This window comes from Marinobacter sp. es.048 (assembly GCF_900188435.1).
Lineage (GTDB): Bacteria > Pseudomonadota > Gammaproteobacteria > Pseudomonadales > Oleiphilaceae > Marinobacter.
Window position 1 is genome coordinate 1,583,846 of the sequence record NZ_FYFA01000002.1, and the last position, 26,427, is coordinate 1,610,272.

The 26,427-nt window shown below is 57.9% G+C and carries 25 protein-coding genes; 16 read left to right on the forward strand and 9 right to left on the reverse strand.

The genetic code is table 11. From position 1 onward, the window contains the following. Positions 1 to 28 precede the first annotated feature (28 nt). From CFT65_RS18430 to CFT65_RS18440, 3 genes are all read right to left on the reverse strand, one after another. Positions 29 to 1,525, reverse strand: coding sequence for an OmpP1/FadL family transporter (locus CFT65_RS18430; RefSeq protein WP_088829465.1), 1,497 nt, complete (start codon positions 1,523 to 1,525; stop codon positions 29 to 31). Between the two features lie 120 nt (positions 1,526 to 1,645). Then, positions 1,646 to 2,767 carry a PilT/PilU family type 4a pilus ATPase gene (locus CFT65_RS18435; RefSeq protein ID WP_088829466.1) on the reverse strand — a complete coding sequence of 374 codons (1,122 nt, stop codon included), beginning with the start codon at positions 2,765 to 2,767 and terminating at the stop codon, positions 1,646 to 1,648. 218 nt (positions 2,768 to 2,985) lie between these two features. Next, complete coding sequence (locus tag CFT65_RS18440) at positions 2,986 to 4,020, reverse strand: type IV pilus twitching motility protein PilT (protein ID WP_008174189.1); 1,035 nt, start codon at positions 4,018 to 4,020, stop codon at positions 2,986 to 2,988. A gap of 140 nt (positions 4,021 to 4,160) precedes the next feature. On the opposite strand from CFT65_RS18440, the gene CFT65_RS18445 reads away from it, so the two are divergent. The 10 genes from CFT65_RS18445 to CFT65_RS18490 all read left to right on the forward strand — a co-directional run bounded on the left by CFT65_RS18445 (position 4,161) and on the right by CFT65_RS18490 (position 13,216). Continuing rightward, positions 4,161 to 4,865: a YggS family pyridoxal phosphate-dependent enzyme gene (locus CFT65_RS18445; protein WP_088829467.1), complete on the forward strand. Its 705-nt coding sequence runs from the start codon at positions 4,161 to 4,163 to the stop codon at positions 4,863 to 4,865. Between the two features lie 61 nt (positions 4,866 to 4,926). Further along, the gene (gene proC, locus CFT65_RS18450; protein ID WP_014575886.1) at positions 4,927 to 5,760 is read left to right on the forward strand and encodes a pyrroline-5-carboxylate reductase; all 834 of its coding nucleotides are present in this window, start codon (positions 4,927 to 4,929) and stop codon (positions 5,758 to 5,760) included. A gap of 22 nt (positions 5,761 to 5,782) precedes the next feature. Continuing rightward, entirely contained in the window at positions 5,783 to 6,367 is a 585-nt protein-coding gene (locus tag CFT65_RS18455) for a YggT family protein (protein ID WP_088829468.1), read from the forward strand. A 243-nt stretch (positions 6,368 to 6,610) separates the two neighbouring features. Further along, positions 6,611 to 8,575 (forward strand): dynamin family protein, encoded by a 1,965-nt coding sequence (locus CFT65_RS18460; RefSeq protein ID WP_088829469.1) that lies wholly within the window; start codon positions 6,611 to 6,613, stop codon positions 8,573 to 8,575. A gap of 127 nt (positions 8,576 to 8,702) precedes the next feature. Beyond that, the gene (gene metX, locus CFT65_RS18465) at positions 8,703 to 9,851 is read left to right on the forward strand and encodes a homoserine O-succinyltransferase MetX (protein WP_088829470.1); all 1,149 of its coding nucleotides are present in this window, start codon (positions 8,703 to 8,705) and stop codon (positions 9,849 to 9,851) included. After that, positions 9,848 to 10,447 carry a methionine biosynthesis protein MetW gene (gene metW / locus CFT65_RS18470; protein WP_088829471.1) on the forward strand — a complete coding sequence of 200 codons (600 nt, stop codon included), beginning with the start codon at positions 9,848 to 9,850 and terminating at the stop codon, positions 10,445 to 10,447. The genes metX and metW overlap by 4 nt, the downstream gene beginning before the upstream one ends. A 2-nt stretch (positions 10,448 to 10,449) precedes the next feature. Beyond that, positions 10,450 to 10,905 carry a DUF4426 domain-containing protein gene (locus CFT65_RS18475; RefSeq protein ID WP_088829472.1) on the forward strand — a complete coding sequence of 152 codons (456 nt, stop codon included), beginning with the start codon at positions 10,450 to 10,452 and terminating at the stop codon, positions 10,903 to 10,905. 6 nt (positions 10,906 to 10,911) lie between these two features. Next, entirely contained in the window at positions 10,912 to 11,511 is a 600-nt protein-coding gene (rdgB, locus tag CFT65_RS18480) for an RdgB/HAM1 family non-canonical purine NTP pyrophosphatase (protein WP_088829473.1), read from the forward strand. A gap of 5 nt (positions 11,512 to 11,516) precedes the next feature. Continuing rightward, positions 11,517 to 12,683: a radical SAM family heme chaperone HemW gene (hemW, locus tag CFT65_RS18485; protein WP_088829474.1), complete on the forward strand. Its 1,167-nt coding sequence runs from the start codon at positions 11,517 to 11,519 to the stop codon at positions 12,681 to 12,683. A gap of 17 nt (positions 12,684 to 12,700) precedes the next feature. Beyond that, on the forward strand, positions 12,701 to 13,216 hold the full coding sequence (locus CFT65_RS18490; RefSeq protein WP_228705890.1) for a hypothetical protein: 516 nt from the start codon (positions 12,701 to 12,703) through the stop codon (positions 13,214 to 13,216). 17 nt (positions 13,217 to 13,233) lie between these two features. Here CFT65_RS18490 and trmB read toward each other — a convergent pair whose 3' ends face one another. The 3 genes from trmB to CFT65_RS18505 all read right to left on the reverse strand — a co-directional run bounded on the left by trmB (position 13,234) and on the right by CFT65_RS18505 (position 15,888). Next, entirely contained in the window at positions 13,234 to 13,965 is a 732-nt protein-coding gene (trmB, locus tag CFT65_RS18495; RefSeq protein WP_088829476.1) for a tRNA (guanosine(46)-N7)-methyltransferase TrmB, read from the reverse strand. Between the two features lie 72 nt (positions 13,966 to 14,037). Continuing rightward, complete coding sequence (locus CFT65_RS18500; RefSeq protein ID WP_088829621.1) at positions 14,038 to 15,570, reverse strand: YifB family Mg chelatase-like AAA ATPase; 1,533 nt, start codon at positions 15,568 to 15,570, stop codon at positions 14,038 to 14,040. A 63-nt stretch (positions 15,571 to 15,633) separates the two neighbouring features. Continuing rightward, on the reverse strand, positions 15,634 to 15,888 hold the full coding sequence (locus tag CFT65_RS18505) for an accessory factor UbiK family protein (protein ID WP_014575880.1): 255 nt from the start codon (positions 15,886 to 15,888) through the stop codon (positions 15,634 to 15,636). A gap of 381 nt (positions 15,889 to 16,269) precedes the next feature. Here CFT65_RS18505 and glnK point away from each other — a divergent pair, with 381 nt between their 5' ends. Continuing rightward, on the forward strand, positions 16,270 to 16,608 hold the full coding sequence (glnK, locus tag CFT65_RS18510; RefSeq protein ID WP_008173268.1) for a P-II family nitrogen regulator: 339 nt from the start codon (positions 16,270 to 16,272) through the stop codon (positions 16,606 to 16,608). Positions 16,609 to 16,681: 73 nt separating this feature from the next. Then, entirely contained in the window at positions 16,682 to 17,965 is a 1,284-nt protein-coding gene (locus CFT65_RS18515) for an ammonium transporter (protein WP_088829477.1), read from the forward strand. Between the two features lie 66 nt (positions 17,966 to 18,031). On the opposite strand, the gene speE is transcribed toward CFT65_RS18515, so the two are convergent. Next, a complete protein-coding gene (gene speE, locus CFT65_RS18520; protein ID WP_088829478.1) occupies positions 18,032 to 18,913 on the reverse strand; it encodes a polyamine aminopropyltransferase in 882 nt (293 codons plus the stop codon). A gap of 177 nt (positions 18,914 to 19,090) precedes the next feature. On the opposite strand from speE, the gene speA reads away from it, so the two are divergent. Next, positions 19,091 to 21,001 (forward strand): biosynthetic arginine decarboxylase, encoded by a 1,911-nt coding sequence (gene speA, locus CFT65_RS18525; RefSeq protein WP_088829479.1) that lies wholly within the window; start codon positions 19,091 to 19,093, stop codon positions 20,999 to 21,001. A gap of 6 nt (positions 21,002 to 21,007) precedes the next feature. On the opposite strand, the gene CFT65_RS18530 is transcribed toward speA, so the two are convergent. Beyond that, positions 21,008 to 22,045 (reverse strand): AraC family transcriptional regulator, encoded by a 1,038-nt coding sequence (locus CFT65_RS18530; RefSeq protein ID WP_088829480.1) that lies wholly within the window; start codon positions 22,043 to 22,045, stop codon positions 21,008 to 21,010. A 240-nt stretch (positions 22,046 to 22,285) separates the two neighbouring features. Between CFT65_RS18530 and CFT65_RS18535 the strand changes: the two genes are divergently transcribed. Together CFT65_RS18535 and CFT65_RS18540 are read left to right on the forward strand one after the other, a co-directional pair. After that, positions 22,286 to 22,885 (forward strand): sigma-70 family RNA polymerase sigma factor, encoded by a 600-nt coding sequence (locus tag CFT65_RS18535; RefSeq protein ID WP_088829481.1) that lies wholly within the window; start codon positions 22,286 to 22,288, stop codon positions 22,883 to 22,885. Continuing rightward, positions 22,882 to 23,520, forward strand: a complete 639-nt coding sequence (locus CFT65_RS18540; RefSeq protein WP_088829482.1) for a ChrR family anti-sigma-E factor — start codon at positions 22,882 to 22,884, stop codon at positions 23,518 to 23,520. Before CFT65_RS18535 ends, CFT65_RS18540 begins: the two co-directional genes overlap by 4 nt. Positions 23,521 to 23,601: 81 nt before the next feature. On the opposite strand, the gene CFT65_RS18545 is transcribed toward CFT65_RS18540, so the two are convergent. Continuing rightward, positions 23,602 to 24,345, reverse strand: coding sequence for an SDR family oxidoreductase (locus CFT65_RS18545; RefSeq protein WP_088829483.1), 744 nt, complete (start codon positions 24,343 to 24,345; stop codon positions 23,602 to 23,604). Positions 24,346 to 24,514: 169 nt separating this feature from the next. Between CFT65_RS18545 and CFT65_RS18550 the strand changes: the two genes are divergently transcribed. Next, complete coding sequence (locus CFT65_RS18550; protein WP_088829484.1) at positions 24,515 to 26,290, forward strand: acyl-CoA dehydrogenase C-terminal domain-containing protein; 1,776 nt, start codon at positions 24,515 to 24,517, stop codon at positions 26,288 to 26,290. The last annotated feature ends 137 nt before the right edge of the window (positions 26,291 to 26,427 follow it).

Below are 26,427 nucleotides of genomic sequence, written 5' to 3' on the forward strand. Positions count from 1 at the left end.
ATGGCTGGGCAATCCGACTCACAATGGGTTAGAAGGACTTGCTTACCTCAATGGACGCACTCCAGGCGCTAAGCTCGTATTGACCTTTGTAGTTTGATGCTCCAGAGGAAGGATCCTCTTCGGCAGGTGCGTCATGCAAATAGACTACCTCATCCACTCTCGGATCTTCTGTGAATAAAAGCGTTCCGATGGCGGCGTCAACTGCCCAACCACTGTCAGCGCTTTTCCACTGAGAGCCCAGTGTCAACCAATGACGGTCGCTTGATGGAATTCGTGCAGTGAGGTAGTTATCCACAGGCGACTCATCCCAGGCGTAGCCAGCCTTGAAAGCCCACTCAGGAGTAGCTTGCCAGATGCTACCGATATTGAGCTGCCAGGTATTTTTCCATTTTTCAGTGATGTGACTAATCACCTCGTCACCACTCACGCTAGATACCGGACCTGAGCCGCCCTCTCGGCTAACAATATCGAGTTCTTCAAATCGGCTCCACCTTGCGTAAGTGGCGCCGGCCAGAAGAGTGACGCTTGATGTCAGCTTGTGCCTTGCACCAACTGTGACGCTCTCAGGAATTGCAAGCGGTACCCGGACGGCTTCGCTAACACCGCTCTGGCCACCTGTCGGAAAAGCCTGCACTCCCTGACCGATCGCCGAAAGATCTATAGCTGTCGTTTCGGGGAATCTTGAAATCTCCGCATCTCCATCTAGCTGAAACTCCGTGCCGGTCTGGGCAGTAAGACCAAATTGGGTTCTATCAGATAGCTGGTAAAGAAAACCAATACGGAAATTCACCGCGATGTCATCACCTTCGATGTCTGCGTAGCCTTGTTCAAATTCCGCTGAAGGTGTTGGGACTTCCAAAGTATCGAGAGTCGAAGATCCAGCTGTCGATTCCAGATTTGCATACCCTTGCTGCCATCTACCATAGATTCCCGAATAATCCTGGAACTTAGTCAGACGTCCTTCCGCATACATGATGTTGATGCCAGCGCCCATGGACAGCCCTTGACCATTACTGACCGAGACAGCCGGAGAGAAAGAAATGACCGTCAGCTCAGTCTCATCCGCAAAATAACGACCCACGAAATCATCGCCGTAGTCAGCCGCCAGACCGTAGGGCGCATGAATCCCGAACCCCACGTCTATCGAGTCATTGATTTCGTGGGTGAGATAGATATTAGGAAGAATAGCTGGATCGGCAATATCACCGCCCGCGCTACCACTGACCGGGCGTCCCAGGGTATCTGTCGCGCTGACCGTGTCTGACTTGGCTTCGGCATCAATATCCAGAACCGCCGCACCAAAGGAAATATTCGTGCCGGACAGCTGGCTCATCCCGGCGGGATTGAACAGAACCGTGGTAGCGTTCTCGGGGTTGGCGGCAGCACCGGCGTTGGCGGTGCCCATCGCACTGGCGCTCTGCTCATTGAGGGAAAAACCGCCTGCCAGTGTACTGGCAGGTGCGGTGAGCGCCGCGAGGGTGGTAAAACGTACAGCTGGTGCAAGCAGTGAAGATCGGTGGTGCATGGTATCTCCTTATTGAATCGCGCGGAGTATACGCACCACCCCTTACTGGCCTCAAATGCCATTACTAACGGTTCAGGGGTCTACCTTTATACAACTAAAGTCTAATGCTTGCAGCTCGTATCAGTCGTCCTGGATTGAAAGCTTGTCCACAGAGGAAGACAGCTTATCCGCCCCCTGGGCGTCGGCACCAAGCTTGATCATCAGGCGCAAGTCGTTGGCAGAGTCGGCATGGGCAAGAGCATCCTCGTACGTAATGGACCCTTCTGAATACAATTGATAGAGCGCCTGGTCAAAGGTCTGCATGCCGGACTCATTGGATTTGGACATCAGTTCCTTCAGACGATGCACTTCGCCCTTCCGGATCAGGTCTGCCACCAGCGGAGTGTTGATCAGGACCTCGATAACCGCCTTGCGTCCCTTGCCATCTGGCGTTGGAATCAGCTGCTGAGCCACGATGGCCTTCAAGTTCAGGGACAGATCCATCCAGATCTGGTTGTGCTGTTCCGGCGGGAAGAACTGGATGATCCGGTCCAGCGCCTGGTTGGCGTTGTTGGCGTGCAACGTGGCCAGACACAGGTGACCGGTCTCGGCGAACTGGACCGAATATTCCATGGTCTGGCGGGTTCGCACCTCACCAATCAGTATAACGTCGGGCGCCTGACGCAGAGTGTTCTTCAGCGCCACTTCGAAACTCTCGGTGTCGATGCCCACTTCACGCTGGGTGACGATACAGCCCTGATGCTGGTGCACGAATTCGATCGGGTCTTCAATGGAAATGATATGGCCACGGCTGTTGCGGTTCCGGTGCCCCAGCATGGCCGCCAGCGATGTGGACTTACCGGTACCGGTGGCGCCCACGAACATGATCAGGCCACGCTTGGTCATGGCCAGTTCCTTGATCACCTCCGGCAACGACAGATCATCGATTTGCGGGATCTTCACTTCGATCCGACGCAGCACCATGCCGCACAGATTGCGCTGAAAGAACGCGGACACCCGGAACCGGCCAATGCCCCGGGCACTGATCGCAAAGTTACACTCGTGGGTTTCCTCAAACTCGGCGCGCTGCTTGTCGTTCATGGAGCCGTAGACAAACTCCCTCGTCTGCTCCGGCGTCAACGCGTTCTTGGTGACCGGGAGAACTTTCCCGTTCACCTTCATGCTCGGTGGTACACCCGCTGTTATGAACAGGTCCGAACCGCCTTTCTCCACCATCAGCCGTAACAGTTTTTCGAATTCCATTTTTTGTACCCAATCTTCATCGTTTGGTGCCTGGATGGGGCGGGTGCAGCTTCCCGGGACACGCTGTGAATACGTCCATGTACGCTTGACTGCAGCATCCATGCTGCAGACAGTCCCGGGTAGCTGCACCCGCCCCACCCGTCAAACCACATTCGGGGAGTCTGACTGATTCCCCTTTGCTCCCGTCGTCGATGATCGAGTTTCAGGAGCAAACTAGATTAAAAGTTATCAGGCATCTTGGCCTTCGCACGCGCAGCTTCGCGGGAAATGAGCCCTTTCTGCAGCAGCCGTTCCAGGCACTGGTCCAGGGTCTGCATGCCCAGGGAGCCACCGGTCTGGATCGACGAATACATCTGCGCGATCTTGTCTTCACGAATAAGGTTCCGGATCGCAGACGTACCGATCATGATCTCGTGTGCCGCGATTCGGCCGCCGCCCATCTTCTTCATCAGGGTCTGGGAAATAACCGCCTGCAGGGATTCCGACAGCATCGACCGAACCATGGACTTTTCTTCCGCCGGGAACACGTCGACAACCCGGTCAATGGTCTTGGCGGCGGAGGTGGTGTGCAGGGTGCCAAATACAAGGTGGCCGGTCTCAGCCGCTGTCAGTGCCAGGCGGATGGTTTCCAGGTCCCGGAGCTCACCTACCAGGATGATGTCGGGGTCTTCCCGAAGGGCTGAACGCAACGCTTCGTTAAAGCCCAGGGTGTCCCGGTGCACTTCCCGCTGGTTCACCAGACATTTCTTGGAGTCGTGTACGAATTCGATCGGATCTTCAATGGTAAGCACATGCTCGTAGCGGGTGTCGTTGATGTAATCGATCATCGCCGCCAGGGTGGTGGACTTACCGGAGCCGGTCGGGCCGGTCACCAGCACCAGTCCACGGGGCACCGAGGATACGTCCTTGAACACCTGCCCCATGCCCAGGTCTTCCATGGTCAGAACCTTGGAGGGGATTGTCCGGAACACGGCGCCTGCGCCACGGTTCTGGTTGAAGGCGTTTACACGGAAACGGGCGACACCCGGAACTTCGAAGGAGAAGTCGGTTTCCAGGAATTCCTCGTAGTCCTTACGCTGCTTGTCGTTCATGATGTCGTAGATCAGCCCGTGGACCTCTTTATGCTCCATGGGCGGCAGGTTGATGCGGCGTACATCACCATCAACACGAATCATCGGGGGCAGACCGGCAGAGAGGTGCAAGTCAGACGCACCCTGTTTCGCCGAAAAGGCAAGCAGTTCAGTAATATCCATAGGAATCCTCGGAAGGCTTTTTCTTTTATCCCGGTAGCTTCCGCCCGGCAGGGCCCCGGCGCGGTTCACTTGGCATTTCAGTGACCTGCGGGTAACGTGTCACCGTACAAGTGACAGACCGAGCGTGGCAATTTCACACTATGAGCAGCATAGCAGACAACATCGGGAGCGTAACCCGAAGCATACAAAAAGCAACATTGCAGGCGGGGCGCGAGCCAGCGGCTGTGCATCTGCTCGCCGTCAGCAAAACCCGACCGCCGGAAGATCTGCGGGAAGCCTTCGCGGCCGGTCAGCGGGCCTTCGGTGAGAACTACCTTCAGGAAGCACTCGAAAAGATCGAAGTGCTTAAAGATCTCGAGGGCGTCGAGTGGCACTTCATCGGGCCAATCCAGTCCAACAAGACCCGACAGATGGCTTCCGCCTTCATCTGGGTGCATAGCGTCGACCGCCTCAAGATTGCCCGTCGCCTCAGCGAACAGCGGGATCCTGCGCTGCCGCCATTGAATATCTGCCTCCAGGTCAATATTAATGAGGAAGAGAGCAAATCCGGCTGCACTCTCGGAGAATTGCCGGATCTGGTGGCCGAAATCGGCGAACTGCCAAACCTCAAGCTGAGAGGCTTGATGGCCATTCCGGATCCAGATCAGCCCGAAGCAGGGTTAAGAGCCAGTTTTCGAAAGCTGGCCAATACCCTTAAGCAACTGAAGGCAGATCACCCCGACGCCGGCCCGCTCGATACGCTGTCCATGGGCATGTCCGGCGACCTGGAAATAGCAATAGCGGAAGGTGCCACCTGGGTAAGGGTGGGCACCGCAATTTTTGGCGAACGCCCAGTAAAGAGCTGAACCGGCCGGTTCCTGCTATGATCAGGGCCGGACGTTTAAACGATCAACCGGGGAGTTAACCTTGAGCACATCACCAACCATTTCTTTTATTGGCGCCGGCAACATGGCCAGCGCCATCATTGGCGGTATGCTGGATAACGGCTATAAGGCCGGCAATATCTGGGTCAGCGCGCCGGATGACGCGCACCTGCAAACGATCCGCAAGCGTTTCGGCGTGAGCGTCACTACAGATAACCGCTACTGCGCCCAGCAAGCAGACATGGTGGTTCTCGCAGTGAAACCCCAGGTGATGGCAGATGTCTGTCGCGACATCGCACCGGTGGTTCAGAATACCCGCCCTCTGATGGTATCCATTGCAGCCGGCCTGACAGCCGATACCCTCGATGGCTGGCTCGGCGGCGGCTTGCCGATGGTCCGGGTGATGCCCAACACACCGTCCTTGGTCGGCAAAGGGGCTGCAGGCCTTTTCGCCAACAAAGAGGTGAAAGACAAACAAAAGAAGATGGTGGAATCGGTGTTCGAAAGCATCGGCTCAGCGCTCTGGGTTGAGGACGAAAACCTGCTGCACGCGGTTACCGCCCTCTCCGGCAGCGGGCCCGCCTATTTCTTCCTGATGCTTGAGGCGCTCGAGGAAGCGGCTACCGAGGCCGGCATTGCCGCCGGAACCGCCAGGGAACTGGCTATCCAGACCATGGCGGGAGCGGCGGAAATGGCCGGTCGAAGCGAGCACGATCCTGGCCAGCTCAAGCGCAACGTGATGTCTCCTGGCGGAACCACCGAACAGGCCATCAACACCTTCGAGGAAGGTGGTATGCGCGACCTGGTGGCCAAAGCCTACAAGGCCGCCTTCAAGCGTTCGGAAGAAATGGCCAAAGAACTGGCAGGCAAACAGTAACCGATAACGGAGACACGGCTTCATGCTGGCAGACATTCTGATTACCATCCTGCTCATCGCATCCACCTTTTACCTGACCATTGTGCTGCTTCGGTTCCTGCTTCAACTGGCCAGGGCAGACTTCTACAATCCCATCACTCAGTTCGTGGTCAAGGCCACCAATCCACCGCTACGCCCGCTACAGCGTGTTATTCCTGGCCTGGGCGGTTTCGATGGAGCTTCTCTGGTTCTTGCAGTCATCATTCAGGGCATCACCTTCTTTTTGATCCTGGTGGCGCTGAGCGGCGGCATTCCCGCGGTAAATCCGATCACACTGCTGGTCTGGGCCGTGCTAAACGTGCTGGATCTGATTGTGAAGATCTATTTTTGGTCGGTTATTGCGGTCGTGGTCGTCAGCTGGATCGCCCCGGGCAGCGGTCATCCCGCAATCCAGTTGGTCGCCCAGATCACCGAGCCGGTAATGCGCCCGGTGCGCAATATCATGCCCTCCATGGGCGGCCTGGACCTGTCACCCATCATTGTTTTCCTGCTTCTGAACGTGATCTCGGTGGTGATTGAGCACATGAAAATGGCCGCTGGCCTCGGCTCCATCGGTCTGGGTATGTAGACCCTGTCGCAAATATACACTTTGTAACACTTAGCCACGAAATCCATAATTCCCGGGCTGCAAAGTCATACTACTGATTTTGCAGCTTTTTTATTGAATTACCGGCAAGCTTGGTCAATTCTTCCGCTCCGGCCCCGCCACAAACCTGGAAATAACAGGATAGTATTAACGGTAATTAATCCGTCACCCGTGAGCACCCCGTTCTGACCGGGATACCAGGAAGTCGCGCAGAAGGAAAATCCGATGAACCAACAGGGAACTCTGTCGCAGCAGGTAGAGGCTTATCACAACTGGAAAAAAGAGCTGATCCGCCAGATCGGCCGGTACCGGCTGTGGTTGCAGGATAACAATCTGTTCTCCGACGATGTCAGCACCCGCATCCGCCACGGGCTGGAGCTGCTGATTGAGGATGAGCTGACCATTGCGTTTGTCGGCGAATACTCCCGCGGTAAAACCGAACTGATCAACGCCCTGTTCTTCTCCGAGTACGGCCAGCGCATGCTGCCTTCCCAGGCCGGTCGCACCACCATGTGCCCCACCGAGCTGTTCTTTGATCGCAACGCCAACGAAAATTATCTGCTTCTTTTGCCCATTGAAACCCGAAACGGCGAACTGTCCCTGCAGCAGTTGCGCAAACAGCCGGAACGGTGGGTCAAACATGAGCTGGACGAACGCGATCCTGAAATCATGCGGGAAGTCCTTGCCGAAGTTGCCCGGGTCAAAAGTGTGCCGCCGGAAGAGGCCCGGGGACTTGGTTTCGACGAAGGCATGCTGGAGCACGACCGCAACAACCCGGGCAACGTGCTCGTGCCCGCCTGGCGTAACGCCCAGATCAGCATCCGCCACCCGTTGTTCGAGCGCGGCCTGCGAATCCTTGACACTCCGGGGCTGAATGCTCTGGGCTCCGAGCCGGAGCTGACTATCAGCATGCTGCCCCGAGCCCATGCGGTGATCTTTGTGCTGAGCGCCGACACCGGCGTTACCGCCAGTGACATGACCATCTGGAAGGAACATATTGACACACAGCACGCGGACCACCGCGCCGGGCGCTTTGCCGTGCTGAACAAGATCGACGTGCTCTGGGATGACCTCCAGAGCGAGCGCCATACCAACGAGGCGATTGAGCGGGTGCGCGGCTACACGGCCGACCACCTGGGCATGCGCCAGCACGATGTTATCCCGGTTTCTGCCAAGCAGGGATTGGTTGCAAGAGTGAAGAAAGACAACGACCTGTTTGACCGTTCCAATATCAATCAGCTTGAGCAGCTGATTATCCAGCGCATCCTCATGCACAAGGAACAGCTGATCACCCAGAGCCTGATCAACGACCTTCTTGGCATGCTCCAGAACAGCCAGGCGGCAATGCAGTATCGACTCGAGTCGCTCGAAGAAGAGCTCCAAGCCTGCGCCGGCGTCACCATGGACAAGGCCGCACTGGGCCGACTGGCCGAGCGCGCCCAGAAAGACTACGACTTCTACTACAAGAAGCTGATCACCCTGCGCTCGAGCCGGCGTCTGATGGACTCCCAGGGCGAACTGCTGAAAAAACTGGTGAGCGAAGACCGGTTCGAAGCCCACGCAGAGCGGGTGCGCACCAGCATGTCGAAGAGCTGGACCACCGCCGGCATGAACCGCGCCATGGATCAGTTCTTCGAACTGCTGGAGAGCGACCTGACCAACCTGCTGAGCGAAGGACACCTGGCCGAAAAAATGGTCGGGGCCATTTACCGGCGCTATAATGAAGACAATCGGGCCCGTCACCTTGAACCCATCCCGCTTCGGGCAGGGCGCCATGTAATCGCCATCCGGGAGTTGCGCAAAAAAGCCAGACGCTTCCGCATCAGTCCAAAGAACCTGCTCACCGAGCAGTCGGTTCTGGTTCGCCGTTTTTTCAATGTCATGGTCGGCGAAGCCCGCACACTCCATGCCCGAGTGCGCCACGATGTTGAACGCTGGCCATCCGAAGCCCTGCTGCCGATCATGCAGTACTCCATGGAACAGAAGCAGCTGCTTGAGCACCAGATCCGGCGCCTTCGCGACATGGTCCGCAACGACAAGGACAGCCGCACCGAGCGCCTGCGCCTGACCAACACCATTGCCGACCTGCGCAGGCAACTGGAACTGGCGGACGCGATGCAGCGCCAGATCCGCAAACCGGCCCCTACCCTGATCCAGCAAAAAGTGGTGAACATCTCCGGCGCAGTGTAAGCGCCGCGAGAGCGACCATTCAGGCGGTTGCAGCCATCACGCCCCGGCTTTAAACTGCTGGGCTGGCGATGCCTTTGTCATTGCTTTTCCAGACACTTACGGATCAAACCAGGAACCATTCGCGCCGATGTCTGATACCCTGCCTGCGGATTCTGTCGGGATTGTTACCCCGCAGACCTATCATTTCGACGCTCCCATCGACCTGGCCTGCGGCCAGTCCCTGGAAAACTATGACCTGGTGGTGGAAACCTACGGCACCCTGAATGCCGACGCCAGCAACGCCGTTCTTATCTGCCACGCCTTGAGCGGTCACCACCACGCGGCCGGTTACCATTCTGCCGAAGACCGCAAGCCCGGCTGGTGGGATAGCTGTATCGGCCCAGGAAAGCCCATTGATACCAACCGGTTCTTCGTTGTCAGCCTGAACAATCTAGGCGGCTGCCACGGCAGTACCGGCCCCAACAGCGTCAACCCCGAAACCGGAAAACCCTTCGGCCCGGAGTTCCCGGTCATCACCGTCGGCGACTGGGTCAAGAGTCAGGCGCTGCTGGCAGACCGGCTCGGCATTCAATGCTGGGCAGCCGTTGTTGGCGGCTCCCTGGGCGGCATGCAGGCCCTGCAGTGGAGCCTCGACTACCCCGATCGCCTGCGACATGCGGTGGTGATTGCGTCCACTCCCCGATTGACCGCCCAGAACATTGCCTTCAATGAAGTAGCACGCCAGGCCATCACCTCCGATCGGGAGTTTTACGACGGTCGCTATTACGACTTTGAAACCGTTCCCAGGCGTGGCCTTATGCTGGCACGGATGGTCGGCCACATCACGTATCTGTCGGATGCCTCCATGGGTGAGAAGTTTGGCCGCGAACTCCGTGACCAGGCCTACAAGTTTGGTTATGACGCGGAATTCCAGGTTGAGAGCTACCTTCGTTACCAGGGCGAGCGCTTTTCAGAGTCTTTCGACGCCAATACCTATCTGCTGATGACCCGCGCCCTGGACTACTTTGATCCGGCCTACGAGTTTGGCGGTGACCTTTCCAAAGCACTGGCGGCAGCCAGTTGCGAATACCTCGTGCTGTCGTTCAGCACCGACTGGCGCTTCACGCCAGCCCGTTCCGAAGAAATGGTCAACGCCATGATTGGCGCGCGGAGGAAGGTCAGCTACGCAGAGGTGGACGCGCCCTGGGGACACGACGCATTTCTGATTCCGACCCCGCGATACACTGACATCTTTAACGCCTACATGGACCGGGTAGCACGGGAGGTCGGCGCATGAGACCGGATCTCGAAATCATCCAGCAGTGGGTTCAGCCCGGCCACCATGTTCTGGACCTGGGCTGTGGCGATGGCACTCTTCTTGATTTCCTCCATCGGGAACGGGGTGCCAGTGGCTTCGGCCTGGAGATTAACCCGGACCACATCACCACCTGCATGGGCCGTGGGGTGGCGGTTATCGAACAGAACCTGGACACTCAGGGGCTGGGGAACTTTGAGGACGGCAGTTTCGATATTGTTCTGATGACCCAGGCGCTTCAAGCGGTCCGGCGCCCCGACAAGGTACTCGATGAAATGCTGCGGGTTGGCAACGAAGGCATCGTGACTTTCCCGAACTTTGCCCACTGGCGGTTGCGCTGGGGACTGACTTTGAGCGGTCGTATGCCCGAATCCGAGGCACTGCCGTATAAATGGTATAACACGCCTAACATAAGGTTGTGCACCTTCAAGGATTTTGAGGCACTGTGCCGCCAGAAAGGCATCAGAATCAAAAGCCGTCGGGTGGTGGACGGCCAGCACCAGAACAGTTGGCTGGCCCGTCTGTGGCCGAATTTGTTGGGTGAAATTGCCATTTACCGAATCACACGGGAGACCTAGCAATGATCACGAAAACCTTTTCCACATTCCGCAACCTGCTGGTCATCGCGCTGATCGGTCTGTTCAGCCTACAGGCACAGGCCGGCTCGCAGGACTTCGGCGATTACAAGGTACTCTGGAGCGTTCTGCCCAGCACCTTCCTGGCACCGGAAGTAGCCAAAGCCAATAATCTTCAGCGGAGCAAGGGCATCGGCATCGTCAATATTTCCATCATGGAGGAAAACGAAGACGGCTCCATGTCTCCGGTGAGTGGCCAGGTGGAAGGCAAGGTCTCCAACGATGTCCAACAGGTGCGCTTTCTGGCGTTTCGCCGGATTCAGGAAGGTGACTCCGTGTACTTTATTGCCGAGTATCAGTATTCCTCTGGAGAGCTGATGACCTTCAATATTACCGCACGCCCTACCGGACACCAGCAGGACCTGGCGGTACGGTTTGCTCATACACTGTTCAGCGATTAAGCCTATATGACCAACCGACTTGTCATCGCCAGCAATAACAAAGGGAAAATCGGGGAGTTGACCGAACTGCTCTCGCCTCTGGGGATGACCCCGGTTGCCCAAGGAGATCTGGGCGTCGGTGAAGCCGAGGAGCCGGCGGTTACCTTTGTCGAGAACGCGATTCTCAAGGCTCGCCATGCCGCTCGGGAAACCGGGCTTTCAGCCCTGGCCGACGACAGCGGTCTGGCCGTGGATGCCTTGGGCGGGCGCCCCGGCGTCCGCTCCGCCCGCTTTGCCGGCGCGGATGCAACCGACCAGGACAACGTGAACGCACTGCTCGACGCCATGGCCGATGTTCCGGACGGGCAACGGGGAGCCCAGTTTCACTGTGTACTGGTATACCTGCGCCATGCCGACGACCCGACCCCGATCATCTGCCATGGCCGCTGGCCCGGCTCGATCCTCAGATCACCCAAGGGCGATGGTGGATTCGGCTATGACCCGGTATTCCTCGTACCCGAGCATGGCTGCAGCGCGGCTGAACTGTCCCGCTCCGAGAAGGGAGACATCAGCCACCGCGGAAGGGCCCTGAAAATTCTGCTGGATCAACTGAAGGCCGAGGCCTGAGACAGTTGAGTGATACCAGGCCCGGGGAACGTCAGCGGCCAACGACGGTTCGACCGCCGCTAAGCCTATACATCCACGTGCCATGGTGCGTGCGAAAGTGCCCCTACTGTGATTTCAACTCTCACGCTTTCACCGGTACTATCCCCGAATCCGCCTATCTGCGGGCTCTACTCGAAGATCTCGACCAGGATCTGACCTTTGCCGCCGACCGACCGATAGAAACCGTGTTCATCGGAGGTGGCACCCCTTCCCTGATGAGCGGCGAATTCTACCATCGGCTATTCCGGGAATTACGGGCAAGGCTCACCTTTGCGCCGGATGCCGAGATCACCCTGGAAGCCAACCCGGGCACGCTTGAGGCCGGCCGTTTCGAGGCCTTCCGGAAGGCAGGCATCAACCGCCTGTCCATCGGTGTGCAGAGCTTCAATCCCGACCACCTGAAAGCACTGGGCCGAATTCATGACTCGGATGCCGCCCACAGGGCCATCCAGGCCGCTCGCCATGCCGGCTTCGACAACCTCAATATCGACCTGATGCACGGCCTGCCAGGCCAGACTCCGCAGCAGGCTTGCGAGGACATCCAGACTGCCCTGGACTATGAACCGCCCCATCTGTCCTGGTATCAATTGACCCTGGAACCCAATACCGAGTTTTACAGCCGACCTCCAGACCTGCCAGACGACGATCATCTCTGGGACATCTATCGCCGGGGGTCTGAATTACTGCATCATCGGGACTACCAGGATTACGAAGTCTCGGCCTGGAGCCTTGACGGAAAGGCCTCCCGCCATAATCTGAACTACTGGACTTTCGGGGACTATCTGGCACTGGGGGCTGGCGCGCATGGCAAGATCAGTCTGGCCGACGGCAGCATCAGACGATACTGGAAGACCCGGCAGCCCGAAGCTTACCTGAACCGTATCGGGAGCCGGACGGCCGGCTCTGATGTGATCGCGGCGGAAGACCTGCCTCTGGAGTTCCTGATGAACGCCCTCAGACTTAAGGAAGGAGTGGATGAAAGCCTTTTTTCTGAACGAACGGGTTTACCCCTGACAACAGTTGGGGTAAAACTTGAACAACTGCGGAATGAAAAGCTGCTGGTAAGTGATCGACTCCAGGCAACCGACCTGGGCCAGAGATACCTTAACAGCCTGTTGGAGCGTTTTCTGTAATGGACCCTGCACACGGAATGGCAGCATTTCCAAAAAGCCTGAAAGCCAGCCTGGTGGTAGCTGCCGTGCTGCTGTTCGCGCTGCTAATGGTCAACCAGCCGCTGCAGACGGCGTCAGCGCCCCAGGGTATCGTGAGCTATCAGTTGGCCGGTACCGCCGAACAGGCCCACGCCATTTTTCGCAGTTGGGGACGCGAAGGAGTTGCCTGGGCGAAGGTTTCACTTTGGCTGGACTTCCTGTTCATTCCCGCCTACATGCTTGCCCTGATTCACCTTACCCGACATTTCACTCGCGATCGCCCCGGTATTCGGGAGCGGGTTGGAGCCCGCTGGGTGCGGGCCCTGTTTGCAACTGCCGGCCTGAGCGATGGTGCTGAGAACATTCTGTTGCTGAACAATTTCAACCCACCCACCGATGAAGTGAGCCTGTCTGCAACCCTGTGCGCGCTGATCAAGTTCACGGCGCTCACGCTCGGCATCGCCGGACTGGTCATCATCCGGGCCTCACGGCGCCACCCGCTGGCTCATCACTGACGCCGAATCAACAGCTGTCAGTTGGTGCGGTAAAACAACAGGTCCCAGACACCGTGACCAAGGGTTTCACCGCGCTTTTCGAACTTGGTAATGGGACGGTCCTCAGGGCGCGGTGAATAGCCTCCGGATTCCTGGGTGTTGGCAAAACCCTCTGACTCGCTCATAACCTCAAGCATGTGCTCGGCGTAGTTCTCCCAGTCCGTCGCCAGGTGCAGGATTCCACCCACTCTGAGCTTGTGACGAACCCGCTGGACAAACTCATGCTGGATCAACCGGCGCTTGTGATGCTTTTTCTTGTGCCAGGGATCCGGGAAAAACACCATCATGCGATCCAGACAGGCGTCCGGCAGGCAGAGATCAATCACATCGTTGGCATCGATACTGTAAATCCGGACGTTTTCCAGACCACGATCCTCGATTTCCTTGAGCAGTGCACCAACACCGGGCTGATGAACTTCAACCCCGATAAAATCCTGCTCGGGAGCCGCCTCGGCCATTTCGGCCAGGGACCGGCCCATGCCGAAACCGATTTCCAGGTTAAGCATGTTGTCGCGGCCAAAGACCTCCCGTGGATCAATCATTCCGTCCTCACGGGTCAGGCCGTACTTCGGCCAGCTCCGCTCGAACGCCTTTTTCTGGCCCTCCGTCATCCGGCCCTGGCGTAGAACGAAGCTACGCACACCACGACGGGTGGTGACCGGCGAATCAGCGGCGTCTTTGGGATCTTGCGGTTCTTTCTGGTCTGTCATCTGCAATCCTTAACCGCAGGCAGCGGGTTATGTTTAACGGGATTTGCCACTAGTTTACCAGAGTGTTCCGGCTCAGGCGGAGACCACCGAGTTGCGACCCTGTTGTCGGTCCAGTTGCCGATAGCCCAGCGCTTCAACCAGATGGCTTTGCCGCAGCTTCTCGCAGCCTTCCAGATCCGCCAGCGTTCTGGCCACCCGAAGAATACGATGCAACGCCCTGGCCGAAAGCCCCAGCTTCTCCATGGCACCGGTAAGCAGTCGCTCACCCTGTTGGTCCAGTCGGCATGCAGCCTGCAATTCACACCCGGACAGCGCGGCATTCAGGTAACCCCGCTCTGATTGACGGGATCTGGCAGCCCGAACACGCTCCCGGACCGTGGCGCTGGTCTCGCCATCCCCACCCTGGCGCATCAGTATGTCGCCGCCCTGCACCGGCACCTCAACGTGCAGATCAAACCTGTCGAGCAACGGCCCGGAGATCTTCGACCGGTAGCGGGTAACCTGTTGCGGCGTGCACTGGCACTCGATGGTGGGATGACCACTGTAGCCACAGGGGCACGGGTTCATTGCGCCAACGACCTGAAAACGCGCCGGAAAATTCACCTGCCGCGCCGCCCGGCTGATCGAGATTTCCCCGGTTTCCATCGGTTCCCGGAGCACTTCCAGCACCCGCCGCTCAAACTCCGGCAACTCGTCGAGGAAAAGTACGCCCCGGTGCGCCAGGGAGATCTCCCCCGGCCTCGGGCTGCTGCCACCGCCGACCAGCGCAACTGCTGACGCGGTATGATGAGGCGCTCGAAAAGGCGGCTGGCGCCAGCCCCCGGCCCGAACCGGCAGCCCGGCCACTGAATGCACGCTCGCCACTTCCATGGCTGCAGCATCATCAAGCCCGGGCAGGATTCCGGGCAGGCGACTGGCGAGCATGCTCTTCCCGGTTCCCGGGGGACCGAAGAACAAAAGATTGTGACCGCCCGCTGCAGCCACCTCCAGCGTTCGGCGCGGCACCTGCTGGCCGCGGACATCCGACAGATCGGGCACGTCACGGTTGCCGTCCGGCGCTTCCTCCAGGGGAGACCCTGGCACCGGCACAAGACGGGCACGGTCACTCAGATGTTCGCACACGGTCAGCAGGTGACCGGCGGCCAGAAGATCACCCTGGCTTGCCAGTGCCGCTTCCTCGGAGTTGGCGTGGGGAGCCAGCAAGGCCCGACCATCCTCCCGTGCGGCCAACACGGCCGGCAGAACACCTTTCAGAGGGCGCAGTGCACCATCAAGGGACAATTCGCCGACGAATTCGCAATCGGAAAGGCTGTCGACCGGGATCTGCCCAGACGCTGCCAGAATGCCCAGAGCGATGGGCAGATCGAACCGACCACCCTCTTTTGGCAGATCAGCGGGGGCGAGATTGATGGTAATTCTTCGGGCGGGAAATTCGAAACCGGCATTAAGAAGCGCGCTTCGGACGCGCTCTTTGCTCTCCCTTACACCGGTTTCCGGCAAGCCCACGATCGAGAGCGCGGGCAAGCCGCCCGAGAGATGGACTTCAACGGTAACGGCAGGCGCTGACACGCCAATGGCGGCGCGAGAATGAACAATAGCAAGCATGACAACCATCCATGGTAATAACCGAATATGTTTGCCCGGCATCCTGCCAGGCGTGTCCGGGATTTATTGTTTCTGCAGGGAATTTTCCAGTTCGGCCACCCGCTTCTCGAGGGCATCCACCTTTTCACGGGTCTTTAGCAGGACGGCCTGCTGGGCGTCAAACTCCTCCCGGGTTACCAACTCCAGGCGAGACAAAACGGCCATCACGGTGGCCCGGGCCTGGGTTTCAAAATCTTCCCGTGCAGCGCGGGCCATGTCTGGAACAAACTGGCCGAACTGGCCCTGCAGCTGAGAAAAAATATCCTGTGGACCTTTCACACGTCACCTCACAAATTCCTGAAATATCCGGCTTCGACTAAAAGACAGGGCCGGTTGCCGGTTAGCGGGAGTGTATCACACCGCAGCCCCTGCCATACTGTAGGTGGTCGACCCTATAATAAGTGGCGAAGGGTCAGGGAGCCCGCTCCAAATTGGCTCACTGGCCGGCTACCCGCTCTATTTTGGTGCACAAGTTTGCGCCATTCTGGTACGCGGATATCGTAGCCTACTGTTTTTTAACTATTTTTTTGCGTTGGCATACACGATGCTAAAGCTCTCGTACGCAATCCGCACAATTGGTGTGCGAGGTGGCAGCATCCCGAGCTCAACAACCGGCCGACGGGCTCTCACTGTTGAGACGGCTTTACCAAGGAGAAAGCAATGAAACTTGTGACAGCGATCATCAAGCCTTTCAAATTGGATGATGTCCGTGAGGCACTATCCGAGATTGGCGTACAAGGCGTAACCGTCACTGAAGTCAAAGGCTTCGGTCGGCAAAAAGGCCACACAGAACTCTATCGTGGCGCGGAATACGTGGTGGATTTCCTGCCCAAGGTGAAGGTGGAAGTTGCTATCGGCGACAACCTTCTGGACCAGGTTATCGAGTCCATCACCAAGGCGGCTAACACCGGCAAGATCGGTGACGGCAAGATCTTCGTGACTGAACTGGCTCAAGCCATCCGGATCCGGACTGGCGAAACCGGCGAAGAAGCGGTCTGAACCAGCTCTGATTTTTCGAACAGCCAACGCAAAAAAATTTATAACCTGAAAAGCCTCGTGCGGAGGGCTTCATATGGAAAGCAATCTTAATCACATTTTTGAACTCCAGTATGCGCTGGATACCTTTTACTTCCTGATTTGCGGTGCCCTGGTCATGTGGATGGCCGCTGGCTTTGCCATGCTGGAAGCCGGCCTGGTGCGTGCCAAGAACACCACCGAGATCCTGACCAAGAACGTGGCCCTGTTTGCGGTCGCCTGTACCATGTACCTGATTGTCGGCTACGACATCATGTACGACGGCGGTATCTTCCTGAGCGGTGTAACGACTGTTGCCGAGATGGACGACGCAGCGATTGCGGGCGTTATTGCAGCCTCCACTGAAGCCGGCTTCGGCGACATGGGCGAATACAGCGGCGCTTCTGACTTCTTCTTCCAGGTTGTCTTCGTTGCAACTGCCATGTCCATCGTCTCCGGTGCTGTGGCTGAGCGTATGAAGCTCTGGGCCTTCCTGGGCTTCGCCGTTGTTATGTGTGGTTTCATCTACCCGATGCAGGGTTCCTGGACCTGGAACGGCGACGCGGTATTCGGCATGTACGAGCTGAGCTACAGCGACTACGCCGGTTCCGGTATTGTTCACATGGCCGGTGCAGCAGCAGCCCTGGCAGGTGTGATCCTGCTCGGTGCCCGTAAAGGTAAATACGGCGCCAAAGGTGAAATCCGCGCGTTCCCGGGCGCCAACCTGCCCCTGGCAACTCTTGGTACCTTCATCCTGTGGATGGGCTGGTTCGGCTTCAACGGTGGCTCTACCCTGAAGCTGGGTGGTATCGGTGTCGCCAACGAAGTTGCCAACGTGTTCCTGAACACCAACGCAGCCGCAGCTGGTGGCCTGATTGCTGCCCTGATCGTGGCGCGCCTGATGTTCGGCAAGGCCGACCTGACCATGGCCCTGAACGGTGCCCTGGCCGGCCTGGTTGCGATCACGGCTGAGCCGGCGGATCCTTCACCTCTGCTGGCCGTCATCATTGGCGCTATCGGTGGCACCCTGGTGGTCTTCTCCATCGTTACCATGGACAAGCTGCGCATTGACGATCCGGTCGGTGCCATCTCTGTACACGGTGTTGTGGGCATCTGGGGTATCTTCGCGGTCCTCCTGTCCGACGCAGACGCCACCTTTATGGGTCAGCTGGTCGGCATGCTCACCATCTTCATCTGGGTGTTCGTAACCAGCCTCATCGTCTGGGGTATTCTGAAAGCCGTCATGGGTATCAGGGTCTCGGAAGAAGACGAGTACGAAGGTGTGGATCTGTCCGAGTGTGGTATGGAAGCCTATCCGGAGTTCGTCAGCGGCAAGCAGTAAACGCTGAAACTGCAAATGAAAAAGGGGCGCCAATTGGCGCCCCTTTTTTGTCTCTCAGAGTTTCCCCTAACCTTCTTCCGGACGAACCTCGTCCTCAAGGGCATCAACCATGAACTGCGGCATCGCCAGCGCACCACGATGCACACCGGCATTGTAGTAGCGGGTTACGAACGGGCGATTGTTGGCATCTTCCTCTCGGAAGTACTTGATCGGATTCTCCTTGCTCGCCATGGTGCAACTCCACCAGCCCGTCGGATAAACCGGCTGCGGGAATGGCAGGGTTTGCACATGCTCGAACCCGGCCTTGCGCATGTCCTCGTGAATACCCTTGATGATGCTCTCGGTGTGCAGCAGCGGCGATTCACTCTGCTGGACAATAATGCCACCCTCGCGCAACGCCAGCATGGCATCCCGGTAAAAATCCAGGGCAAACAGGCCTTCGGCCGGGCCAACCGGGTCTGTGCTGTCGATGATGATGAGGTCGACACTGTTTGGCTCAATGTCCCGCATCCACTGAATGCCGTCCCCGAAGAAGAAGTTGGCGCGTGGGTCACTGTTGGCCTCGCACAGCTCCGGGAAATACTTTTCTGACATTCGGGTTACCCGCTCGTCGATTTCCACCTGCCAGGCTTCCTCAACGCCAGGGTGTTTAAGTACCTCTTTCAAGGTGCCACAGTCACCGCCGCCAATAATCACCACCTTTTTGGGGTCCCGGTGAGTAAACAGAGCCGGATGAGTCATCATCTCGTGGTACAGGAAGTTGTCGCGGGTGGTCAGCATCACGCAGCCATCCAGAACCATCAGGTTGCCAAAGGTCTCGGTCTGGTAAATTTCCAGTTTCTGGAACGGTGTCTGCTCCTCGTGGAGCTTCTTTTTCACCTGCAGGGAGAACGCGGTCCCCTGATCCTGGAATACCTCGGTAAACCAGCCGTCATTGAGTGCTGTCATGTCTTGCCTCCCGCTGTGGGCCATGGGCTGAATCAAAGAGGCGTATTGTAGGGACGCCCCATCGTGAGCTAAAGCGATAATCGCGGTAATGGCCACGTATTTTCCGCACCCGGTGCTTTTAGCCCGGGGTGGGAATCCATACAATGGCGGCCAGTGTTTCCTGACAGGATAGCAAGCATGAGCGAAGCCAGCGCCACCCCGGCCCACAAGGTATACAACATTGCCCACTGGAGCGATGGCTACATCGGTGTCAATGACCAGGGCCAGGTACTGATCCGTCCGGATCGCGGCCACAGCCCGGCACGAATCAACCTGCCGGAACTGAGCCGAACGCTAACCGAATCTGGAGTTCAGCTACCGGTACTGGTGCGCTTCGTTGACATCCTGCACGACCGCGTCAACAAACTCTGCAATGCCTTCAACAAGGTTGCAGAGGAGCACGCCTACCAGGGCCGTTACACGGCGGTCTACCCGATCAAGGTCAACCAGCAGCGCCGCGTGGTCGAGGAGCTGTTGGCCGCCGAGCCGGCCGCCTCGAAAGGGCAGATCGGCCTTGAGGCGGGGAGCAAGCCGGAACTGATGGCGGTGCTGGCAATGTCGCAGCAGCCGGGATCGGTGATCGTCTGCAACGGCTATAAAGATCGGGAATACATCCGCCTGGCCCTGATTGGCCAGACCCTGGGCCACCAGGTGTTCATCGTGGTCGAGAAAAAGTCGGAACTGCCACTTATCCTCGAGGAGGCCAAAAGCCTGGGCGTATCACCGCTGATCGGGGTGCGTGCGCGGCTGGCCACCATCGGCAAAGGCAACTGGCAGAACACGGGCGGTGAAAAATCCAAATTCGGCCTGTCCGCCAGCCAGGTTCTGGATGTCGTCGATACTCTGCGCGAGGCAGGCGCTCTGGATACCCTACAGCTTCTGCATTTCCACCTGGGCTCCCAGATCGCCAATATCCGTGACATCCAGACCGGACTCAGGGAATGCGCCCGTTTTTACAGCGAATTACGCCAGATGGGCGCCCCGGTCGGCACGGTGGATATCGGTGGTGGGCTGGGCGTGGACTACGAGGGCACTCGCTCACGCAGTAGCTGCTCAATGAACTACAGCGTTTACGAATATGCCTATAATGTCGTGCATGTTTTGCAGGCCGAGTGTGATCGCCACGGTATTCCTCACCCGGACCTGATCAGCGAATCCGGCCGGGCCCTGACTGCGCACCATTCGGTGCTGGTGACCAATGTGATCGACCGCGAAGCGCCGGAAAACCGGTCGCCGGAGCAGCCGGAAGATACGGCATCGGCCCCGTTGCACGATCTCTGGCGCGACCTTGAAAGCCTGCAGGACACAAACACACCCCGCTCACTGGCTGAGATCTACCATGACGTACTCCACGCCATGGCCGATGTTCACGCCCAGTTTGCCCACGGTGTACTGTCTCTGCAGGAACGGGCAGACGCCGAAACGCTGTACACCCGCTGCTGCCGACTGCTTCGGGATCAGCTGGACAGCAGCAACCGGGCGCACCGGGAAATCATCGACGAGCTCAACGAGAAACTGGCCGAGAAGCTGTTCGTGAATTTCTCCCTGTTCCAGTCACTGCCCGATGTCTGGGGCATTGATCAGATCTTCCCGGTTATGCCGATCAATGGCCTGGATCGCCCCCTGAACCGGCGCGCAGTCATCCAGGACATCACCTGCGATTCGGACGGGCGCATCGACCGATATGTGGATGGCCAGGGCACCGAGACCACCCTGCCCCTGCCTGAAGAAAAGACCGGCGAACCACTGCTCATGGGCTTTTTCATGACTGGCGCTTATCAGGAGATTCTGGGCGACATGCACAACCTGTTCGGCGACACCCATTCGGTCGACGTCCGCCTGACGCCGGAAGGCGGCTACGACATAAGCGCCCCCACAACCGGAGACACCGTCGCCAAGGTCTTGCGCTATGTGAATTTTGAACCCGAGGCCTTGATGGAGGCCTATCGACGCAAGTTCACCGCCTCTGCCCTGGCACCAGAGGCCCAGTCAGCGCTGCTGGCGGAGCTGGCCGCCGGCCTGGATGGTTATACCTACCTCGAGGAATAGGCCGAATCAGTACTTCTGGTGCTCCCGACGCCAAGCGCTGGGAGCCACCCCTTCCCATTTTCGGAAAGCCCGGCCAAAGTTGGAGGGGTCGCTATAGCCCAGAGCGTCGGCAATCTCATCAATGGTCAGCTCATTGCGGCGCAGCAATTCAAGGGCTCGGCGGTGGCGAATGGAATCTTGCAGTTGCTGGAATCGCACCCCTTCGGATGCCAATTGCCTGCGTAACGTCCTGGCGGACATTTTCAGGCGTTCCGCCATATCCTCCAGCGACGGTAACCGCTGACTTCGCCTGGTCTCCAGCAGGCGCACCACCCGATCTGAAACCGACGCAGAACCCTCGATGAATCGCATTTCCTCCTGGCACTGGGCCTCCGCAATGCGGCGGGTCACCGGATTCGACAATGACATGGGGGAGTCGAGAAAAACCCGCTTGAACCGCAGCTGGTTCACACCGCTGTCAAACGAAATCTGGCTTCCAAACAGCTGTCGATAGGCCAAGACATCGTCAGGCTCCGGAAAATCCAGCAGGCATCGCCCGCCATCCAGCAGCCGATGGCCCAAAAGCAGGAGATTCACATCCATCAGTGAAGCCATCACCACATCAACATTGAACCGGTACAGGTCCTCAATGCTGTGCGCCAGATCCAGCTGGATCACGGCCTCATGATCCTCCACGAAAAACGACAGGCTCATGTAGGCAAAACGGATCTGGAAATATTTGATCAACACCGTGAGCGCCTGCTCAAGTGTGTCGCAGCTGATGGCAGCCTGGGCCAGAGAACCATGGGTGGTGAATTTCAGCCGCTTTCCGAATTCGAGCCCAAGGGCAGGATCACCACTCTGGACAAGAGTTTCGCGGCACAGCGCACTGAACTGTTCGACGGTAATGAAATTGTCCGGATGACCAAGCATGGATGGACGGATACCGGAAGCCGACAATAGCCGGAACCGCTGCAGGCCACGATCCTCCGCCAACTGGCAGAGGATATCCGCATAGTGCGCCCGGATAACGGGCAGGTTTCCGGTAAAGCCGGGAGCATTCATGAAGGTGGTTGTCGTCCGGAGTCGATTTATTGCTCAGACTAGACCGCTCTGCCGATTCCGGCAATCACCTGCGAGACGATCAAAAACCGTCGCTGATGCCAGCTTTCTGCGTTTTCTTTCCACACAGGCTGATCCACCTGATTCAACGATCCGTAAAACTAGGCACTGACAAACCCGGGACGAGTGCATAGAATGATGACCAGAACAAGCTCAAATCATGCGACTGTCAAGGAGCGTCCGGTGACCACACTGGATCAAAAGCCAGCAAGTTCCGAGGGCCGGAAAGACCCCTGGAGCCAGATGCTGCAGAAGGTGGGCAAGCACCAGGATCGTGAAGCGTATCACGCGCTGTTCGAGCATTTTGGCCCGCAAATCAAGTACTACGCCATGGCCAACGGCCTGGCAAGCCACGCGGAAGAGCTCGTGCAGGAAGTTTTCGTGTCGATCTGGAGGCGTTCCTGTCTCTATGACTGGCGCAAGGCAGCCGCATCCACCTGGATTTTTACGATCGCCCGGAACCAGCGCATCGATATGCTGAGAAAGATGCAGCGTACCAGTGCTGAAATGCCGATTGAGACAGAAGATCTTTGGCAGATCCCGGGTGAAAATGAAAACGAACCGGTCACCTCGCTGCACCGTCTGATGTCCGAGAGGCGGATCAGGGAATCCCTGAGTCATCTTCCGGAAGAACAGATCACGGTTATTGCCAAGGTCTACATGGAGAACAAGTCCCACCAGATGGTTGCGGACGAGTTAGACATCCCGCTTGGCACCGTGAAAAGCCGGGTTCGCCTGGCATTGAATAAACTGAAAGTGATTTTGCAGGACCAGAACGTATGACACGGCATCATCCCGACAGTTTGAGCCTGATGGAGTACAGCGCAGGTAACCTGAGCGAGCCCCATGCTCTGTGCATCAAGCTCCACCTGGACAAATGTTCCCACTGCCGTAGCCGTGTGGACACGCTTGATAGTCTTGGTGCTGTGATGATGGAGCAGCAGCCAAAGGTAACTGTTTCTGAAAGCATGTTTGACAGCATCCTTTCAAGAATCGATAGCGAACCATCAGCTGAATCGGCGGCCCCGGCGGTTCCCAGGGTTAGCGCCCTTCAAAGACTGCTGGGCGAGGATTTGAACAGCCTGCCCTGGAAGCGCCAACTGGGTGACGTGAGCGTCCTGGACATTACTGACCGGTTCCCCGGACAGAAAGAGCAGGTTGTGCTGCAGAAGCTGGCCGCAGGCGGTAAGGCACCTGCCCACACTCACCGTGGTGAAGAAACAACGATAGTCCTTCAGGGCGCCTTTGCCGACCAGAAAGGGGTGTTCAATCAATGGGATTTTGTAGTCCTGAACGACGAGGATGAGCACAAGCCTGTGGCGGTTGGTTGTGAAGACTGCATCACGCTATCCGTGCTGAGTGCCCCAGTGAAGCTCACCGGCACCTTTACCCGGATGCTCAACCCGTTTCTTCGATAACAAGTTCAGCTGAATAACGGCTATAGAAAGGGGGCGATCACGATCGCCCCCTTTCTATAGCAGAGTTGAAAAGCGTTCACACTACCAGGGCAATTCAGAACCATCCCAGCTGAGGAATCGTCCGTTGTCGCCCTGCCCCAGTCCATCGACCACTTTCAGAAGATTGGCGGCGGTTTCCGCCGGAGTATGCACTTTCAGCTTGGCAAGGGATTGACTGAATGGTTCGCTCAACGCCGATTCGGTCGTGCCCGGATGCAGGGACACGCAGGCAATCGGTTTGCAGCGGCGCGGCAACTCAATGGACATATTGCGCACCAGCATATTCAGAGCCGCCTTCGAGCTGCGATAGGCGTACCAGCCACCAAATCCGTTATCGGTGATCGATCCGACCTTGGCGGAGATGGCCACTACCCGCTTGAACTCCCGATGCCGCAGCCATGGTAATAACGCCTGAGCCAGCAATCCGAAACCGGTTGCATTGACAGCAAACGCACGCGCCATACTCTGCGGATCGAGGTCTTCAAGCCGCTTCTCCGGGAACATATCCGGCCCATGAAGCAGCCCGGCGGCATAGATAAAGCTATCAATGCCCTCCTCCCTGTTTAGCAGCGATTCCAGTGCCTCGGCAATCGCACCGGGCGCGGCACTGCTTTCCGCATCCCAGGGCAGCATGGTGCTGCGCTGATGGCTGCGCAAGGCGTCCGGCGCATTCTCCGGGTCGCGGCACAACCCGATCACCCTGGTTTGCGAATCACGCTCAAGCAACCGACTCGCCAAAGCGCCACCGATCGCGCCGGAAACTCCGGCTATCACCACTTGTTTCATTTAAGACCTCCTTAATTCAGAGGACATACGAAAATTCTATCGTCCAGACTGCTGAAACGGTGAACCAGCCTATTAAAACGGGCGTATGAATCCAGTATTCAAACCATCTTCGGAGCTCTGCCGAGTTTCGCAGAGCTCCAGTTAAAACGGCGCACCTAGGAGAGTATCGATGCAATACCAGGCTCCGGCGAATGACCTTCGCTTTCTGTTGTTTGATGTATTGGGCGCAGATCGGCTGCATGAGCTGGAAAAATACGCCGATGCCACCCCGGACCTCATTTCTGCGGTTATCGACGAGGCTGGAAAGCTCGCTGCGGAAGTCATCCAGCCCACCAATCAGGCCGGCGATCGTGAGGGCTGTACCTACGACCCTGAAACCCGCTCGGTGAAAACCCCCGACTGTTTCAAGGACGCCTACAAGAAATTCGTTGAGGGCGGCTGGACCGCGCTGGACGCGCCACTTGAATACGGCGGTCAGGGTCTGCCCCACACACTGAAGTTTGTGGTGGATGAAATGGTGTGCTCCACCAACTTGTCCCTGGGCATGTACCCGGGCCTGACCCACGGCGCCATCAGCGCCCTGCACGCCCACGGTTCTGACGAACTGAAAAAGACCTATCTGGAGAAGCTGATTTCCGGCGAGTGGACGGGCACCATGTGCCTCACAGAGCCACAGTGCGGCACTGACCTGGGCCTGATTCGCACCCGCGCGACGCCGAACGATGACGGCAGCTACGCCCTCGAAGGCACCAAGATCTGGATAACCGGCGGCGAACACGACCTGGTGGACAACATCCTGCACCTGGTTCTGGCCAAACTGCCCGGGGCACCGGACACCACCAAGGGCATTTCGCTGTTTGTGGTTCCCAAGTTCCTGCCGGATTCCGGGGAGCGCAACCCGGCCTTCTGTGGCGGTCTCGAGCACAAGATGGGCATCAAGGGCTCTGCCACCTGTGTCATGAACTTCGAAGGTGCCAAGGGCTGGCTTGTCGGCGACCCGAATGATGGCATGCGTGCCATGTTCACCATGATGAACGAGGCACGCCTGATGGTTGGCATGCAGGGCCTGGGCCTGGCAGAAATGGCCTACCAGGAAAGCCTCGGCTTTGCCCGTGAGCGCCTGCAGAGCCGTTCACTGAGCGGCCCGAAAAACCCTGATGGCCCTGCTGATCCGATCATCGTGCACCCGGATGTGCGCCGGATGCTGATGCGCCAGAAAGTCCTGAACGAAGGCATGCGTGCCCTGGCCCTGTTTGCCGGCCACCAGCTGGATCTTTCGGTCGCCCATCCGGATGAAACCGTACAGGAATCCGCGGACGATCTGGTTCAACTGCTCACCCCGGTGGTGAAGTCGTTCCTGACGGACGAAGGCTTCAACAACGCCAACACCGGGCTGCAGGTACTGGGTGGTTCCGGCTTCACTACCGACTGGCCGCTGGAGCAACTGGTGCGGGACGGCCGGATTGCCCGGATCTACGAGGGCACCAACGGTATTCAGGCCATGGATCTTGTGGGCCGTAAGCTGAGCCTGAAAGGCGGTCAGCTGGTACGCACTCTGTTTGGCACCCTGAGCGGATACCTGAAAGACAACCCGGAAGCGCCGCACCGCGAAGAGCTGAAGAACGCGATGAAGGCACTTGAGAGCGCCACCATGTGGCTGGCCAGCAATGCACCGAAAGATCCGGAGCAGGCGGGCGCTGCCGCAACTCCGTATCTGCGCTTGATGGCGCTGACGGTCATCGGTTACCTCTGGTCCCGGATGGCCAACGTGGCCAATGAGCAACTTGCCGCCGGCGAAGGCAACAAGCCACTACTGGAAAGCAAAGTTGTATCTGCGCGCTTCTTTTTCGAAAAACTGCTGCCCGAAACAGACTGGCTGCTCAGTGACATTCAGAGCGGCAAGGACAGCCTGATGGCGTTCTCGGACGACCACTGGGCATCATGATCCGGGCTCCGGCCAGGGTCCAGACGACCTGGCCGGAAATGACCGATCAATGACAGCTTGGGACCTTCAGGATGACACCATGAAAATCGATAATGCTTACGTTGACTAGTGTCTCTGAACCAGTCCTGCCCAGATCC

Coding starts and splice junctions, on each gene's coding strand:
- metW (WP_088829471.1), top strand. CDS start 9,848: ATGAGACCGGATCTCGAAATCATCCAGCAGTGGGTTCAGCCCGGCCAC.
- CFT65_RS18430 (WP_088829465.1), bottom strand. CDS start 1,525: ATGCACCACCGATCTTCACTGCTTGCACCAGCTGTACGTTTTACCACC.
- trmB (WP_088829476.1), bottom strand. CDS start 13,965: ATGACAGACCAGAAAGAACCGCAAGATCCCAAAGACGCCGCTGATTCG.
- CFT65_RS18455 (WP_088829468.1), top strand. CDS start 5,783: ATGCTGGCAGACATTCTGATTACCATCCTGCTCATCGCATCCACCTTT.
- metX (WP_088829470.1), top strand. CDS start 8,703: ATGTCTGATACCCTGCCTGCGGATTCTGTCGGGATTGTTACCCCGCAG.
- CFT65_RS18545 (WP_088829483.1), bottom strand. CDS start 24,345: ATGAAACAAGTGGTGATAGCCGGAGTTTCCGGCGCGATCGGTGGCGCT.
- CFT65_RS18435 (WP_088829466.1), bottom strand. CDS start 2,767: ATGGAATTCGAAAAACTGTTACGGCTGATGGTGGAGAAAGGCGGTTCG.
- CFT65_RS18490 (WP_228705890.1), top strand. CDS start 12,701: ATGGCAGCATTTCCAAAAAGCCTGAAAGCCAGCCTGGTGGTAGCTGCC.
- CFT65_RS18530 (WP_088829480.1), bottom strand. CDS start 22,045: ATGAATGCTCCCGGCTTTACCGGAAACCTGCCCGTTATCCGGGCGCAC.
- CFT65_RS18540 (WP_088829482.1), top strand. CDS start 22,882: ATGACACGGCATCATCCCGACAGTTTGAGCCTGATGGAGTACAGCGCA.
- CFT65_RS18515 (WP_088829477.1), top strand. CDS start 16,682: ATGGAAAGCAATCTTAATCACATTTTTGAACTCCAGTATGCGCTGGAT.
- glnK (WP_008173268.1), top strand. CDS start 16,270: ATGAAACTTGTGACAGCGATCATCAAGCCTTTCAAATTGGATGATGTC.
- CFT65_RS18550 (WP_088829484.1), top strand. CDS start 24,515: ATGCAATACCAGGCTCCGGCGAATGACCTTCGCTTTCTGTTGTTTGAT.
- rdgB (WP_088829473.1), top strand. CDS start 10,912: ATGACCAACCGACTTGTCATCGCCAGCAATAACAAAGGGAAAATCGGG.
- CFT65_RS18460 (WP_088829469.1), top strand. CDS start 6,611: ATGAACCAACAGGGAACTCTGTCGCAGCAGGTAGAGGCTTATCACAAC.
- speA (WP_088829479.1), top strand. CDS start 19,091: ATGAGCGAAGCCAGCGCCACCCCGGCCCACAAGGTATACAACATTGCC.
- CFT65_RS18475 (WP_088829472.1), top strand. CDS start 10,450: ATGATCACGAAAACCTTTTCCACATTCCGCAACCTGCTGGTCATCGCG.
- CFT65_RS18440 (WP_008174189.1), bottom strand. CDS start 4,020: ATGGATATTACTGAACTGCTTGCCTTTTCGGCGAAACAGGGTGCGTCT.
- speE (WP_088829478.1), bottom strand. CDS start 18,913: ATGACAGCACTCAATGACGGCTGGTTTACCGAGGTATTCCAGGATCAG.
- CFT65_RS18445 (WP_088829467.1), top strand. CDS start 4,161: ATGAGCAGCATAGCAGACAACATCGGGAGCGTAACCCGAAGCATACAA.
- CFT65_RS18500 (WP_088829621.1), bottom strand. CDS start 15,570: ATGCTTGCTATTGTTCATTCTCGCGCCGCCATTGGCGTGTCAGCGCCT.